This window comes from Moorena producens PAL-8-15-08-1, assembly GCF_001767235.1.
Lineage (GTDB): Bacteria > Cyanobacteriota > Cyanobacteriia > Cyanobacteriales > Coleofasciculaceae > Moorena > Moorena producens_A.
In genome coordinates, this window is sequence record NZ_CP017599.1 from 7377134 (window position 1) to 7392279 (window position 15146).

The window sequence follows — 15146 nt, forward strand, 5'->3', positions numbered from 1 at the left end:
CGGTTATTATGAGGTGGAGTTAAAGAATTTTAATTCTCTGATAGAACCAATTATTGTTAAACTTATTAGGGATGACAAAATAAAGGAAAATTACCAATGATAAATATTTCCGAAAGTACAAATGCCAACTTATTGGGATTAGCTTTAAGATTCCCAACATCTAAACTAATAGTAGAAATACTTAGCAATATGGGAATCTCCTTACGAAATAGTCTTCACGATAATTATGAGGAGCATCAGGTCGTCGATGTTTCTCATTTTCATTTAGAGCTTTACAGTCATCATCAAACAATTAATGATTTCCCTACATTAATACTTGAAACAGACAACCTTGCCAACAGTTTAAGCGTTCTACCGGATGGATTCAAAGTTATTTACAAAGGTAGTACCGATCTTGATAACTATAGTGTTGTTGCTTTGTGTAAATATTCTGCTGGCTTAGAGGTAAAGATATACGAAAGGAGACTCTAAACAGTACTTTTCAACTCGTTCTTATAGAACTTTCAAGATTTATAGCAAAGGGAACAGCGGATCATCGGAACTTCGGAGCAGGGAGTAGGGATGCAGCAAGGAAGGGAGTCAGCACAGTTTCGACGGGGCAAACAGCGGTGCGGAGGCAGGTGACCCACACAGCCACCTTAACCACTCGCGCTTTGCATCAAGGTAAGGCAGGGTTTATTGAGAACTATCTCTGGTTACCCAACAACATGGGTTTGCCCTGCTTTTAATTATGTGTTAGTTGACTGTTCAGCCATTGAATGTCCAACTCTAGAAACTGAGCAGTCCACGTGAGAGGTTCATCGATAAACTTACTCCCCAAAGTAATACAACTATCTAAACATGGCGTATCCACTCCTGTTAAGCGAGCTAAAGCCTGTAGTGGAAAAGCTCCAAAAGGCAATTCTTCTGATAGATAGCGATGATGGGGGTTCCTGATAGTAGCATTGTCGAGTGCTTTGATCTGGTGAATGTGTTCGTAAAGAGATGGGCCAGGAGTTCCAAAGGCAGTTTTAAAATAATCGTACATATTGCTTAGATCAGGAAACCCTAAAGCCTTAGCTATGGCTAGGCGCTCACTATCTAAATCACCAATCAAATTAGCAGTACGAGGACCGAACCCTCGGTAAATATTATAACTTTCTCCCAGCTCCCACCTTGCTAAGGAAGCTATGATTAAAGGAACGTGAAAGATATCATTACATTTATCTAAATTAACTTCTAAACTGGAAGAAGCAGTTCGCAAACTCTTGAACGAATCTTGATAAGCTGCAACAATGCGCTCTGTCATCTCTGAGTTCTGGGCAGCAACCTTGAATTGATTTTTAAACTTACTAATTCTAACTTCGTCGTCAGCGTTTCCTCGGCAAGCAAAGGGACTATTGTTGACATCTCCAACTGCAGGTAATTGGGTTTGAAGCCTGTCAAATTCTCTCTGTAGAACTTTGCCAAAAACTCGACCTGAAAACCGGCTAGCACAGATAATCAGAATGTTGCTTTGAGAGTTAATATATGCCCCCAAAATCCTGGCATAAGATTCAATATCCTGACCCCGACAGCAGATCACAATATTCCCGGGCAATTTACCCTCATTAGCAGCAGCAATTTCCTCAATCTGGTTAGCACAAGCTGCTATTGGATAATTGCCTGGTGAACATATACCCGTTGAACGAACAATCTTGGTTTGACTGATTGAAGAGTAACGGCGAGAAAATAGATAAACTGGATTTCCTTGAGAACTCAGGTGTACTGATGTGGCTAAACCTGTATTTCCCCCACCTACAACAAGGTAACTATCTTGTGACATAAAAATATCCTGATTGGGTTGATTAAAATTCGATGAGTGATAAAGATCTAGTGATTTGGCTATGGTATGGTCAAGGTTTAAGGTACTAAAATCACTACTTGTATACCACACTTGTATACCACTACCGTGAAAAGAATTGTTGTTCTTCAAACTGAGGGGAAGTCACCGTAAACTCTAGACTATATTTTTTTAGCAATCTGAAGAACAGAGAGATAGGAAGTTTCGAGACTATTGCCCACTTCTAGCTCTAGTATTTCCTTCACCCCTTGAAACAAAGACTCTCGCTGCTGTGGGTCTAAAGCTATATAAGCTGATAAACTACTCAAAAGCGCTAGATAATTATCAAGACTATAGGTAACGTCACACACTAACTGTTCCGATACTAAGTCTTGGAATTTTCCGGAATTAATAACAGTTTCTGCCATTTTGCTGAGGTTCTGTTGATGAGTTTCTATCTCTTCATAGGGTTTCAGAGAGGGAGCGTAAGTTTGATAGACCTGATTCAACAGTTGGCAAACCTCATGGTTAGGTTGAGGGGGCGTATTCCATAGCAAAATCATAAACCCATTATCTTTTAAAGCATCAGCTGTTTTTTGATACCGGATCTGTTTGGAAACCCAATGAAACGAAGTCGCTGCTAAAACAGCATGGAATTTACCAGTTTCTAGCTGCCACTCTTCAAAGGTAGTATTGATAAGTTCTACATCTGGATATTGGCTACAGTTATGTCGCGCTAGCTGGCAAGATTCCTGGCTCGGTTCAATAGCAACTATAGAGAAGCCCAAGTCAGCAAATGGTTTCGTAGCAATCCCAGGTCCGCATCCCACTTCAAGAATGATCCCATCGGAAGGAAGTTGGGCTAACTCCACGGCACGGTTAATCAGTTGCTGAGGATAGCGTGGTCTAGCCTGGTCGTAAGCCTCTGCAACAGAAGAATACCAAGTTTTTTTCTCTTCCAAGTCTTTAGAGTAGATAGCTTGGAGTAGTTGTTTAATGTCTTTCATCTAGAATTTATCAATTGGGTGAGGTACGAAATTTGGGGGTTTAGGGAGCAGGGAGCAGGGAGCAGGGAGTAGTGATAAGACTGTGGAAAGGGGAGAGTAGCCAAAAATATTGTGTACCTCATGAATATGATAATTGCTAGATCATGAGTTATTTGGTAGTGGGAGCAAAATGCTCCCTAATCAATAGAATCAATCATGCTAAAGCAGTGGACAAAACTAGTAACGCATATATAACATTGACAAAGGAATTGAAACAAAGCCAGGTTTTTTCATTACCAAAAGTCCCTATATAGTTGATTAACTTTTGCCTATTGCCTATTGCCTATTGCCTTTCCTTAATGCTATAGTAACGCACCATTATTTAGCATCACCCTAGTCCAACTAACTTTTCGCTCAATTCCCACAAGCGCTTAGCTTTAGAATCATCCATTGCTTCATTAGAAACTTCTTGAACAAAGGACTTACGACCTTCTTTTTGTCGATTACCCCAGCTCCAGTAAACGCCGGATTTATTATAGTTAGGATCAGCAACTACTGTTGCTAGTCTATCCCCAGCTAATTCCTGGGAGACATAGCCTCCAGTAATGTTTTTCTGGAACAATGGGAATAGTTTCTGGAACAGGGAATAGTGGTTGCGGAATAGAGCGGTTTCAGCAACACATCCCGGATAAAGGGAGTTGAAAACTATTCCGGTAGAGTCATGATAGCGCTGGTGCAGCTCTCGCATGGTCAGCATGTTACAGAGTTTGCTGTCCTTGTAAGCTTTCCCAGATTTAAAGGCTTTGCCATTAATCATTGAGATGGGGGGTTTGAATCCTTCTTCAAAACCCTTGAGGTCTCCCAGGTCTGGAGGTGCTGGAATCGGAATCTTTCCTCCCAATTCCTTGGGATTAGCAGTGACAGTTCCCACAATCACTAGCCTTGGCTGGGAAGATGATGAATTCTTCAAATCCTCTAGCATCAGATTACACAGGAGGAAATGACCAAGGTGATTGGTAGCAACGCTCAATTCATATCCGTCGGGATTTCGCAACGGTTCCTTTGATAATGGCAGATAGATGGCAGCGTTGCACACCAAGGCATCGAGGGTTCTGCCGGTTGCTCTGAAGGCATTCACAAACTCCCGGACACTGTCAAACTTAGCTAAGTCTATATATAGCGCTGTATAGCTGTCTTTTGGGATTCCCACCTCTTGGGCAGCTTTTTCCGCTTTATCAAGATTCCGACAAGCCATCACCACATGCCATCCCCAGGTTTGGGCAAGAGCTCTGGCGGCTTGCAAACCAACTCCCGACGAGGCCCCTGTAATGATCACCGTTGATTTATGATCGTTTTCCATTTTGTTTAAAATCGGTCAATTGATCGTAACTTTATTAGGCTCTCACACTAAGTTGCGATCAAAGATACTATCTTCGGTTAGAGTTTTAAGCTTACAGGTAGCCAGTTACAGGTTGAAGGTTACAGCTTGAAGGTTACTGGTTACAGGTTGAAGGTTGAAGGTTGAAGGTTGAAGGTTACAGGTTGAAGGTTGAGGGTTACAGGTTGAGGGTTACAGGTTTAAGGTTACAGGTTACAGGTTACAGGTTACAGGTTACAGGTTACAGGTTCTAAGCTTCAACTGGTTAACTTTAAACCGCTTAACCTTGGCCTTTGGCCACGCTACGCGAACAACCGCTTAACCTTCAACCTTGGCCTTTGGCCACGCTACGCGAACAACCAATTAACCTTCAACCTTGGCCTTTGGCCACGCTACGCGAACAACCGATTAACCTTCAACCGCCTTCAACCTTCAACGGTGAAAAACCTTCAAGCTGTTGCAACTTGACCACATTACCAATGACTGCGATCGCAGGAGCAGAAAACTGTGTTTCTTCAACCTGAGCCACAATGGTCTCTAAGGTTCCAACCAGCTGTTCGGAGTCAGGTCGTGTGCCCCAGCGAATCAGCACTACTGGTGTCTGGGGATTCAATCCTGCTTCACACACTTCGGTGACAATCCGAGGCAGATTATGAACTCCCATATAAATCACAATGGTTTCTGAGCCATTTGCGATCGCATTCCAATTCACCTGAGGTCGATACTTGCCCACTGATTCATGACCGGTGACAAAGGTGACGGAAGAACTATAATCCCGATGGGTCAATGGAATTCCCAGATAGGCTGGTGCTGCAATTCCTGAAGTTATCCCTGGTACCACCTCCACTGGCACCCCTGCTGCTATTAAATCCCCCATTTCCTCACCACCACGACCAAACACAAAGGGGTCTCCCCCTTTCAGCCGCACCACCACTGGATGAGACTGAGCCTTTTCAATCAACAGCTGAGTTGTCTGTTGCTGCAACATGGAATGACGACCCCTGCGCTTTCCGGCATTAATCTGTTCCGCCTGGGGATTAATCATATTCAACACTTGCGGACTGACTAGGGCATCATAAACTACCACATCTGCAAATTCTAATAACCCCTTTCCCTTCAAAGTCATCAATCCCGGATCTCCAGGACCTGCCCCAACCAAATACACTTTACCCAAACATGCCTTGCTCACTACCTTCACGTCCTTGATGTCTTCGTGGTTCATTGCTGCCTAATCCCATCCATAATCAAATCCACTAATCCCTCACTCACACCAATCGGTTTCCCGAGATTCAACTGTACTTGAGGGAACTTTTGCTGTATCTCCAGTAACATTTGTGCGATCGCATCGGTAATTCCTCCCTCAAACAAAAAATATGCCAAAATGGCAATCCTTTTTGCTCCAGACTCTGTTAGTATAGAGACCTGCTCCCAAAGGGACGGCTGTACTGACCAGTAGGCCGCCACAGCCCCCAACTGGTTAGCTACAGCCCCCGTTTCTTCTTGAACCCCAGGGCGGCTCGTTCCATGGGACAACAAAATCTTGGCATCGCCATCTAGCTTTGCCCATTGATTTGTCAACAGCCTCACCAAAGCCGGATTAGCTCCCAAATGAGGCAGTAGATGAATCACAGTTTCACTACCTAATTTCTGTTGCGCTAGAGATACTTGCCAAGGAATATCCTCCATGACATGTACTCCCCGCAATAGAAATAGGGGCAATAGTTTCAATTCCTTACAGCCAGCCCCTTTAGCGAGCTGAGCAAATTGTCCGATTTGCTCATTTAGGGTTATACCCCCTAGTTCTAAAGTGGCTGTACCTACCAAAGGTTGACTAGAAAGACCGTTAGCGGTTAACAGATCACCGTCACCACTGCTGCCCTGTGGTGAGATTTTCGGTAAGATTGTCTGTGTAGACCTAGCCTCCTGAGAGGCTAGTCGAATTCGCAGCAACTGAGCCAATTGTTCCATAGCCCGCTGGGGACGTAGGTCATGACTGCCGTGGGAGATTAACAAATACGCAGATGAGGGTGACAACGGTATACTGAACTACCTTGATCGATGGTGTTAAATAATACTATCTTCCCTAGAGAGACAATTTTGTATAAACTATTTCTTAAGAATGTTGCATTGTGCTAATTTCCTTGCTATTGCACCAGCATGATGCCACCAGTCAAATCCTCCAACCCAACGGCGTGATGGCAAATGTCCTACCAAAATATCCGGGAACGTGAGAGCCCCTCTCGGGAGCATGTCACAAATCCCTAACATTTGTACATTATCTGGGGCATGGGTAATAGGTAATGGGTAATAGGTAATGGGTAATCGGTAATGGGTAATCGGTAATGGGTAATAGGTAATGGGTAATAGGTAATGGGTAATAGGTAATGGGTAATAGGTAATGGGTAATAGGTAATGGGTAATAGGTAATGGGTAATAGGTAATGGGTAATAGGTAATGGGTAATAGGTAATGGGTAATAGGTAATGGGTAATAGGTAATGGGTAATAGGTAATGGGTAATAGGTAATGGGTAATAGGTAATGGGTAATAGGTAATCGGGGGAGCATTTACTTATTTATATTTGTACATTATCTATAGCCCCCTCATGGGTAATTGCTTGCGCTAATGGGACATAGTACAAATGTTCTGCAACGCAAGACCTGCTCCCTATTTTGATTGTGAAAAGATTGTCTCATTAAATCCTGATTCGGGGCTGATATTAAGTCAAGTCGCGCTTACTGCAGGTCACGCTGCTTAACGCGCTCCAATTCAAAATTAAAAATTATTAATTCAAAATGACAATCAGTGGGGGCTTGTACCCGCCACTGATTGAAGACCACAACTCGCGCTTACCGTAGGTCACGCTGCTTAACGCGCTCCAATTCAAAGTTCAAAATTATTAATTCAAAATGATTCGGACAATTCTATATTTTGAATTTTGAATTTTGAATTTTGAATTTTGAATTACCCGGGGGGCTTCCAGAATTAAAAAATTGCCAAATTAAGGCCGTAGGCCACGCTGCGCGAACGGATTTTCTTTATTTTGAAGTTTGAATTTTGAATTTTGAATTACCACTAGGGGTCAATTGATAACTACATACTTAGTTATTTCTAAATTTCAATTTCTAGTTCACATTGACTGAATACATAATTAATTGCTGAATACAGTCTCTCTAAATCAGAAATTGTATAATTGTTAATTTCTCTAGTATAGAGATTCCCTTTTAGTTTACCAAACTGCCAAACTTGACCATTGGAAACAATTCCAAATATAGTTTGATCAGATTGATCATTAAGCTTTTGAATTGCCACCATTTCTGCTAAACATTGACCCCACCCTTTAATAAAATCATCCTTTTTGGCTTCTACAGCTACAAAATAGGGCTTTTCAAAGATTTGTTTCCCAAGGGGAGACCGCTTTGCTAAAATGTAATCCGGTATTCCCGTGAGCTGTTGATCATAGGTGATTGGTTTATGACTCCACAGCGTAAATTTATCTCGATACTGTCTATATACTTCCTTCAAGAGCGGAAAAATAATCGTCTCACAAATAGCATACTCTGACTCTTCAACGGTAAATTCTCGAAGACAAAACTCTAAATCTTCTTTAAACGCTTCTCTGATTACAGTGTCTGTTTCGAGGATATAATTGGCTTCAGTAGCAGTAATCGTAAATTCTTGGAGTACTTCGCCAATCGTTTTATAGGAATCAAAAGACATGAGGGAATCGGGAATTTAGAATTTAGAATTTAGAATTGGGAATCGGGAATTGGGAATCGGGAATCGGGAATCGGGAATCGGGAATCGGGAATCGGGAATCGGGAATCGGGAATCGGGAATTGGGATTAGCCACGATAACACCACACTCCCCATCACCCCATCACCCCATCACCCCACCCTCCCCATCTCCCCATCTCCCCATCTCCCCATCTCCCCATCTTCCCATCTCCCCATCTCCCCATCTTCCCACAGTCACTAGACTTCCCCCGCCACTTCTGCAAAACATCTAGTGTTAGGAAGTGCTGCCAAAAACTTAGCTAGTTGTGCTGGAATTTGATCGTGGACAATTTGGCGGTATTCAAGGAAATGTTCCAGATAGGCATGATCCCTAAGATAGCGTTTCCATACCTGAGGATTGTGCCTGAGGATAGAAAAAAGTTGACCCCAGAATTGGAAGCGGGTTTGGCGCTTGATGCCATTGCGCCAGATAATAGTTAGCAGTGCCCACAAATAGATCAATTTTGGCATTACCAACTTAGGCTGATAGGGTTTCGGCTTCATATTTAAGTAGTGCCGATAAAGTCTGCCTAAATAGGATTCTGGTTTATATAATTCCCAGAAACAACTGACATATTCCTGAGCCAGTTGTTCTATCGGGCGAGTGGGGATAAAATTGGTCAGGGTTGTCTGATTGATATTTTCTTCATTGCCTTCTAGTAAACGCCCCTCTTGTTTGAGCCGATCCCAAAGGGCGGTATTGGGCAAGGCTTGTAACATACTAAACACAGGATGGGGAATGGCGGTTGCTTCTACAAAATCGATAATGCGATCGCCTGCTCCTGGTTTTTCCCCATCCAAGCCAATAATAAAGCCAGCCATCACTCGCAAACCTGCCCGATTAATTTTCTCAACGGCATCTCGTAAGGGTTGACGGGTGTTTTGGTGTTTTTTGGTCAGGGTCAAGCTATCGGTATTTGGTGTTTCAATTCCCACAAAGACTGAACTAAAATTGGCAGCAATCATCAACTCCAACAGTTCATCATCCTCGGCCAGATTCAAGGAAGCTTCTGTGGACAAAGGAAAGGGGTAACCATGCTCTGCCATCCAGGGAGCCAGTTCCTGCAACAGAACCTTGACATGGCGTTTATTGCCAATAAAATTATCATCAACTATAAATACAGGAAGCCGCCAACCCAAATTATAGAGGGTTTGCAATTCAGCCAATACTTGAGCTGGGGTTTTAGTGCGCGGTTTACGGCCATATCGCACAGAGATGTCACAGAACTCGCACTCGAAAGGACAACCACGGGAAAACTGTACCGACATCTCGCTATAAGCATCCAATTCCAGTAAATCGTAGCGGGGAATTGGTGTCTTGGAGACATCTGCCCTTTCTCCATGAGCACGGAATACTCCCGAAGTTTCTCCCAGAGCCAGTGCTTCAACAAATCTCGGTAGGGTAATCTCACCTTCATCTAATATCAGAAAGTCTACTCCTGCTTCTTGAGCTTCCTCTGCTATAGAGGTGACATAGGGACCACCGACGGCTACCAATTTGCCCCACCGTTTCCCCTCCCCAATCAGGTGGAGCATATCGGGTTTCTGGACGATCATACCGGAAACGATCACCACATCTGCCCATTCCCAGTCAGCGTCAGTTTCTAAACGAACATTGCGGTCTACTAAGCGGAATTCCCAGGTTTGAGGAAGAATAGCTGCTACAGTAATCAGACCCATAGGGGGTTGGGCGACTTTGCAGCCGATCAGTTCTATGGCTTTATCAAAAGACCAATAGGATTTCGTGAACAGAGGAGACAGGAGTAAAACTCTCACGTTTGATGTTGAAATCAAGAATAGTTCAATACTACAGCAGTTCTCAATTGAGGGAATCGGGAATCGGGAATCGGGAATCGGGAATCGGGAGTCGGGAGTCGGGAAGCTAGCAACAGTAGGGGTAGGGTGGGCAAATTTTGAGAATTTGATCATTTCGTCAGGTATGATGCCGATTTGCCCACCAAACACCATCAGGCCGTACTTGGTCAGATAGGGGTAGGGTGGGCAAATTGTGATAATTTGATCATGTCGTCAGGTATGATGCCGATTTGCCCACCCTACCAGATCAGGCTCGCACTTGAATGATACGGTTGGCATACTGAAGGTTAGTTTGTTGGAATTGAGCAATGGTTTCTGCAAGATCGATCAAACCTTGAGCAGCAGGATTGTCTTTATCCCTAGAGTGCCGATAATGGCAAATGCGCGATCGCATAGTAGCGACTGTAAGTTAACATGGCGACGAGCAAATTTTCGCAGTGACCGTTTAAATTGGCTACTAATAACTAGTTTATACATCAGTCAAACTGGAATGATTGAAGCATTCTCGCAATTCTTCTATTGCTTCAGTAGCTGTTTGGATTTTTAGGTTACCTGCTTGGAATTCTGCAAAGGAAACGTCTGCATCCAACGCAATTTCCTGTCGTCTTTGTTCAACCATTCGGCTTTTTAGAATTTGGATTAGCATTTCTTGCTGTTCTACAGGAAGGGTCATTGCTTCCTCTAATACTTGATCTAGAGTAATCAAAGGGTTCTCCTCGACTTCACTACCTTTATTGTGTCATATCTCGATTTGTTGGGTTTTGTTGCCTCAACCCAACCTACCTATTCGCGTACCCACTTTCAATCGGACATTCACCGGTGCGTTACACTTCATTAACGCACCCTACAAGACCTTTGATATCGCTGATATATTCGATTATTAATAAACGTAAATAGTTCAGGGTTTCGACATAGTGTTTCATTTTCGGATAATCAAAGTATTGTGAAAAATACCATTCACTCAATTCAGGAATTTCTAGTAGTTTTAGTTTCTGTAATTCATTAGTTATTTCTGGGGCATTTTCCAAAAAATTATCATTAATCACTTGAAAAGCGTATCCTCTAATAGTATCGGTTAATAGTTCAATAATCCCTAATATAGTAACGTCTTTATTTTCTTCCCATCGGGAAATTTCAACTCTTTCTCCATGAGTAGCTTGATAGTCAATGAGCAATTGATTTAAGATTTGCTCAATATAGGCTTTGGCCGTTATGGTATTATCAGCTTTGTTGGAAATATCTAAGTTTGGCATATTTTTTTTAGTTTAGCCGTAAGAAATAATTTTGTTGTCTCTTTCTATAATAAATTCAGTTCCTTTATTCCATCTCAATGCCCCATTCGGTAATTGGGTTTTTCGCGACCCTTTTTTGTGAAAGTTAGCGGCTTTTCTGAGATACTTTAAATAATTCCCTTTAAAGCCGTGTCTGTCTGCATGATCTACAATACTATTGGCTAGGGTTGGATAGGTGGCTTTGTCCCAGGCTTGGATCAGAGTTTCGATTCTTGATGCAGTCGCTCATGGGGGAAACCACGGCAGTCGCTCATGGGGGGGACCCCCAAGACCGCGCTGCCTCCCCAAGACCGCGCTGCATCGCTTTCTGCAATCTCCTGCTCGGTGTATCCTGCAAATAATATCTGTTGATAGGGATCGCTTCTGTCAAGTTGATGGGGCTGATCAGGGTTATTACGATTCATTTAAGCATAAATTGACTGTTTTGGAATTTAATGAACTTAAGGATCATGTTACCAATGGGGTCGGTTGTCCGTTACATGCACGTTTCCGCACCCTACAAGTCCGGCGATACTCCCGCAGGGAGTGGCTGCCGCCAACTCTGATGGCGTGGCGATCGCTCTACACAAGCCTCATCCTCACAACACACTCAAGATGTATCAGATTGAGCAAACGATCGAGATTCTTAGGCACGAAGGATTGTTATGAATAACTTGATGAAATACAAGGAATACCTTGGCTCGGTCAATTACAATGATGAGGATGAGATTTTATACGGGAAAGTAGAGTATATTCGTAGCCTGATCAGTTATGAAGGTCAGGATGTTGAATCTCTTCGCGCCAGTTTTTATGAAGCAGTGGATGATTACCTAGAGCTTTGTCAACTCAAAGGGATAGAACCGGAAAAGCCTTTCAAGGGAAGCTTTAACATCAGACCTGGAACCGAGCTTCATCGACGTGCTGCCTACGCAGCTATTGAACAAGGCATAAACTTGAACCAGCTAGTGACAGAGGCACTTGAGCAGTATCTCAGATAACCGCTCTCCAATGCTTCAACCGAAAGGCGGCGGAGTGGGAGCGATCGCACTCATGCACTGCCAACCTAGGGTGTGGGGTGTGGGGTGTGGGGTGTGGGGTGTGGGGTAGGCTGTTTATTATGGGCCTTTTTCGCGGGAGATCGTTCACACCGGGATTGAGCTTTGCTCACGCTTTGCGATTAGCCCGAAGGGCGTTGGCTAGCGAACGCGTACGGCGATAACGCCCAGAATGGATATCTAGCAAGAGATACACTGTCTCATACTATCAGACAAAAAGGAAGTGCATGAAGTTTAAGCTATGGCCATCGCACAAAGTTAACAGCCTACTGCCAACCCTACAAGAACTAGCAACAGTAGGGGTAGGGTGGGCAAATTGTGAGAATTTGATGATTTGACCAGCTTTGATGCCGATTTGCCCACCAAACACGATCAGGCGATCGCACTGGTTCCATTTGTGCTATGTTTTAATTCACGTGATCGGTTGTTATTGTGCCGTTTGCATCTACGCTAAATTCGGTCTCAAATGGTGTGGGTTTAGTCTCGCCAGAAATGCAGTTGTTGGACTGACGAACAATAGTGAAGATCGGATCAGTCAATTCCTAGCTAATTAGGTTTGAAAAACGGTGTTGTTTTTTGCTATAATTTGATTTATAAAACAGAATTTCAGAAATGATTCAGCAACGGTTACATTGTGAATCATTTCTGATTACCATTCGGTTCCAATTCGTCTAAAACTATTCGCTAAAACTAGACTATTTGGTAAAACTAGTTAGTGTTAATTCAAACTTTCTTCCTCCTCCTCGTAGCTATTGTCCTCTACCCCCATCAGTTCAGAGATTTCTACGTCATCACCTAGGGGATTTTCTTCCTCTACAATCTCCCGTGGGATCAGGCGATTATTAGACTCTAACCAATCTAAAAGGGAAGTTTCTTGCTTAAGGGGAATGACCTCAGCGAGTTGATCACGATGTAGTTCACGTAGAGCAGGATTGTACATAGGCGTCTTCAGCTAATATGGACGAGGTGAAAACCTTTAACTTTGAGTCTAGCAGTCAGCTAGAGGAAATTTTATGATTGGCAAGGCGGAACTCTTAGAAGCGATCGCAGGAAAGAATCGTGGTCTATTAGCAAGCAAAACCGATAAAACAGCAATACTCGCAGCAGTTACTCAACTGGAAGGGAGAAACCCTACCCCTCGACCCCTTGAGGCGCAAGACTTGCTAGATGGTAACTGGCGTCTGCTATATACCACGAGTCAAGAACTTTTGAATCTTGACGGATTTCCCTTGGTACAACTGGGTCAAATCTACCAATGTGTTCGTACCTCAGATACTAAAATTTACAACATCGCTGAATTATCTGGTATTCCTTATCTCGAAGGTGTTGTCTGTGTTTGTGCTAAATTTGAGCCAGTATCTCAATGCCGGGTTAATGTTAAGTTCGACAGGTCTATCATTGGTCTACAAAGCTTGCTGAGCTATAGCTCTGCCAATGATTTCATTGAGCAAATCGAAGCTGGCAAAAAGTTCCCAGCTATTGACTTTCCCATCAATAGGGACAACCAACAGGGTTGGTTAGAGATCACCTATCTTGACGATGACCTGCGCATTGGACGGGGGAATCAGGGGAGTTTGTTTGTGTTAACCAAGAAATAAGTAGAGAGTAGGGAGTAGGGAGTAGGGAGTAGGGAGTAGGGGTTGGGAAAATTGAGTGTACCTCATAACTATGATCAACGCTATATCTGTTCCCTAACCCTCAACAAACAACTGTCAACAAACAACTGTCAACAAACAACTGTCAACAGTTCTCATGTATTAGTAACCAGCCTCTTCTTCGTATTCTGGAGCTTTCTTTTTCTCAGGAATGTTGACTCGCGGTGCTTTGTAAGGCTCTGGGGAGCGGTCATCATCCCAGGCATCACCCTCGACTTCGTACTTGTCATAGTCCTGGGTGTTAGTTTTACCATAGTTTGGCTCAGGTGAGCTATAGACTGGCTGCTCGTAGCGCACTGGCTGAGGGGACTCTTCCCGTTCATCGCTCCAGTTATCTTCTTCTAATCTGGCTTCGACATACTTCTTCGGAACTGGTGCTTCTCGTCTGATCGGCTCTAGTTCTGGCTCTTGCCAATCGTCATCCCAGGCATCTTGAGCTCGGTTGGCATTCTCTACTGTCTGAGAGATCGGAGTACGTATTGGAATCCCGGTTCCCAGTTGATTTTCTGGTCTAGCCGTTGGAGTATAGTAGGGGTCTTCTGTGTCCTTTTCCCAAGGGGGTCTGCCAACCCCCATACGTTCTAATACCCCGACGGTTAACTGGACCAGATGCTCTTGAGCTTCCTCAAATACAATTAATCGGTCTGGACCACTGCTGACAATTTCATCAATGGGTAGCTCATAAGTACTAATAACCTGGTCGGGTATTTGGGGTAACCCTATCGATGCAATGATTAGGGCGGAAACGGTGCCATCTTCTACATTGAACTTGAAGCCTCTAACCCGACCTAAGAGTTCACCGGTTTCGGTGATCACTTCGCTGTTAATCAGGGTACTATAGGCATCGACATCAATATCTTCGATAACGTCTTGATCATCTACCAGGATGACATCACCAAATTGTCGAATGCTGCTCAGGAGCATGTACTTTGGCATACCGGCTACTGCCAGGAGGTTGTCTCGCAGACCCAGTGCCACAACCTGGCGTCTGTCTATATCTACCAAGAGCTCCTTGACGACTCCGAGGCGTTTGCCATTGTCACGGGTAATTACCTGAGTATTTAAGATATCGGAGCGTGGACGAATTTGTTCCGTTGTCATTATATCTCGCTTTTCCTGAGCTATACTCCTGATGGATTAAAAATAAATAATACGTGAGCATTAATTACGTGAGCATTCAGCTAAAGGCCTTTGGCCACGCTACGCGAACAGCTTTCAGCTAAGGTAATGCCACCCTGAGGTTAATCAACAGACTACAGAGGTTATATATAACCTCTGAACATCGGTTTTTTTTCCTACATAACCCCCTTCGGACGAGGGGTTCGTGGGTCGGTTCTCTCCAAAATCAATCATGAATAGCTTATAGCTGATCAGCCTTGGGCTTAATGCTTACAATAATACTGGATTTGA

General features: G+C 43.6%; 20 protein-coding genes. 5 read left to right on the top strand and 15 right to left on the bottom strand.

The window, feature by feature from the left end:
* The first annotated feature begins 96 nt into the window (after positions 1-96).
* Positions 97-471, top strand: coding sequence for a hypothetical protein (locus tag BJP34_RS27130; protein ID WP_070395030.1), 375 nt, complete (start codon positions 97-99; stop codon positions 469-471).
* A gap of 253 nt (positions 472-724) precedes the next feature.
* Here BJP34_RS27130 and BJP34_RS27135 read toward each other — a convergent pair whose 3' ends face one another.
* The 13 genes from BJP34_RS27135 to BJP34_RS27180 all read right to left on the bottom strand — a co-directional run bounded on the left by BJP34_RS27135 (position 725) and on the right by BJP34_RS27180 (position 11008).
* Positions 725-1804, bottom strand: a complete 1080-nt coding sequence (locus BJP34_RS27135) for an NAD/NADP octopine/nopaline dehydrogenase family protein (RefSeq protein WP_149031217.1) — start codon at positions 1802-1804, stop codon at positions 725-727.
* A gap of 179 nt (positions 1805-1983) precedes the next feature.
* Positions 1984-2808: a class I SAM-dependent methyltransferase gene (locus BJP34_RS27140; protein ID WP_070395032.1), complete on the bottom strand. Its 825-nt coding sequence runs from the start codon at positions 2806-2808 to the stop codon at positions 1984-1986.
* A complete protein-coding gene (locus tag BJP34_RS49560) occupies positions 2805-2930 on the bottom strand; it encodes a hypothetical protein (protein ID WP_267876395.1) in 126 nt (41 codons plus the stop codon). The genes BJP34_RS27140 and BJP34_RS49560 overlap by 4 nt, the downstream gene beginning before the upstream one ends.
* Before the next feature lie 245 nt (positions 2931-3175).
* A complete protein-coding gene (locus tag BJP34_RS27145; RefSeq protein ID WP_070395033.1) occupies positions 3176-4147 on the bottom strand; it encodes a protochlorophyllide reductase in 972 nt (323 codons plus the stop codon).
* Positions 4148-4580: 433 nt separating this feature from the next.
* Positions 4581-5387 (bottom strand): uroporphyrinogen-III C-methyltransferase, encoded by an 807-nt coding sequence (cobA, locus tag BJP34_RS27150; protein WP_070395034.1) that lies wholly within the window; start codon positions 5385-5387, stop codon positions 4581-4583.
* A complete protein-coding gene (locus BJP34_RS27155; RefSeq protein ID WP_202972028.1) occupies positions 5384-6199 on the bottom strand; it encodes a sirohydrochlorin chelatase in 816 nt (271 codons plus the stop codon). Before BJP34_RS27155 ends, cobA begins: the two co-directional genes overlap by 4 nt.
* Before the next feature lie 72 nt (positions 6200-6271).
* Positions 6272-6730 (bottom strand): hypothetical protein, encoded by a 459-nt coding sequence (locus BJP34_RS41085; protein ID WP_149031218.1) that lies wholly within the window; start codon positions 6728-6730, stop codon positions 6272-6274.
* 544 nt (positions 6731-7274) lie between these two features.
* On the bottom strand, positions 7275-7883 hold the full coding sequence (locus BJP34_RS27165; RefSeq protein WP_070395036.1) for a hypothetical protein: 609 nt from the start codon (positions 7881-7883) through the stop codon (positions 7275-7277).
* Between the two features lie 15 nt (positions 7884-7898).
* Complete coding sequence (locus BJP34_RS47895) at positions 7899-8036, bottom strand: hypothetical protein (RefSeq protein WP_229424050.1); 138 nt, start codon at positions 8034-8036, stop codon at positions 7899-7901.
* A gap of 102 nt (positions 8037-8138) precedes the next feature.
* Positions 8139-9716 carry a B12-binding domain-containing radical SAM protein gene (locus BJP34_RS27170; protein ID WP_070396906.1) on the bottom strand — a complete coding sequence of 526 codons (1578 nt, stop codon included), beginning with the start codon at positions 9714-9716 and terminating at the stop codon, positions 8139-8141.
* A 286-nt stretch (positions 9717-10002) separates the two neighbouring features.
* A complete protein-coding gene (locus BJP34_RS44630; RefSeq protein ID WP_158517504.1) occupies positions 10003-10149 on the bottom strand; it encodes a hypothetical protein in 147 nt (48 codons plus the stop codon).
* Positions 10150-10224: 75 nt separating this feature from the next.
* A complete protein-coding gene (locus BJP34_RS27175; protein ID WP_070395037.1) occupies positions 10225-10461 on the bottom strand; it encodes a hypothetical protein in 237 nt (78 codons plus the stop codon).
* A 118-nt stretch (positions 10462-10579) separates the two neighbouring features.
* Positions 10580-11008, bottom strand: a complete 429-nt coding sequence (locus BJP34_RS27180; RefSeq protein WP_070395038.1) for a hypothetical protein — start codon at positions 11006-11008, stop codon at positions 10580-10582.
* Between the two features lie 254 nt (positions 11009-11262).
* On the opposite strand from BJP34_RS27180, the gene BJP34_RS49565 reads away from it, so the two are divergent.
* The 3 genes from BJP34_RS49565 (at position 11263) to BJP34_RS27190 (ending at position 12024) form a co-directional block, all read left to right on the top strand.
* Positions 11263-11388, top strand: coding sequence for a hypothetical protein (locus BJP34_RS49565; protein ID WP_267876396.1), 126 nt, complete (start codon positions 11263-11265; stop codon positions 11386-11388).
* A gap of 184 nt (positions 11389-11572) precedes the next feature.
* Positions 11573-11695, top strand: a complete 123-nt coding sequence (locus BJP34_RS49570; protein WP_267876397.1) for a hypothetical protein — start codon at positions 11573-11575, stop codon at positions 11693-11695.
* Positions 11692-12024: a type II toxin-antitoxin system HicB family antitoxin gene (locus BJP34_RS27190; protein WP_070395040.1), complete on the top strand. Its 333-nt coding sequence runs from the start codon at positions 11692-11694 to the stop codon at positions 12022-12024. The genes BJP34_RS49570 and BJP34_RS27190 overlap by 4 nt, the downstream gene beginning before the upstream one ends.
* Before the next feature lie 775 nt (positions 12025-12799).
* Here BJP34_RS27190 and BJP34_RS27195 read toward each other — a convergent pair.
* A complete protein-coding gene (locus tag BJP34_RS27195) occupies positions 12800-13021 on the bottom strand; it encodes a DUF3134 domain-containing protein (protein WP_070395041.1) in 222 nt (73 codons plus the stop codon).
* Positions 13022-13094: 73 nt separating this feature from the next.
* Between BJP34_RS27195 and BJP34_RS27200 the strand changes: the two genes are divergently transcribed.
* Entirely contained in the window at positions 13095-13679 is a 585-nt protein-coding gene (locus BJP34_RS27200) for a PAP/fibrillin family protein (protein WP_070395042.1), read from the top strand.
* Between the two features lie 159 nt (positions 13680-13838).
* Here the strand turns inward: BJP34_RS27200 and BJP34_RS27205 are convergent, their stop codons facing one another.
* The gene (locus BJP34_RS27205) at positions 13839-14837 is read right to left on the bottom strand and encodes a PRC-barrel domain-containing protein (protein WP_070395043.1); all 999 of its coding nucleotides are present in this window, start codon (positions 14835-14837) and stop codon (positions 13839-13841) included.
* Positions 14838-15146 lie beyond the last annotated feature (309 nt).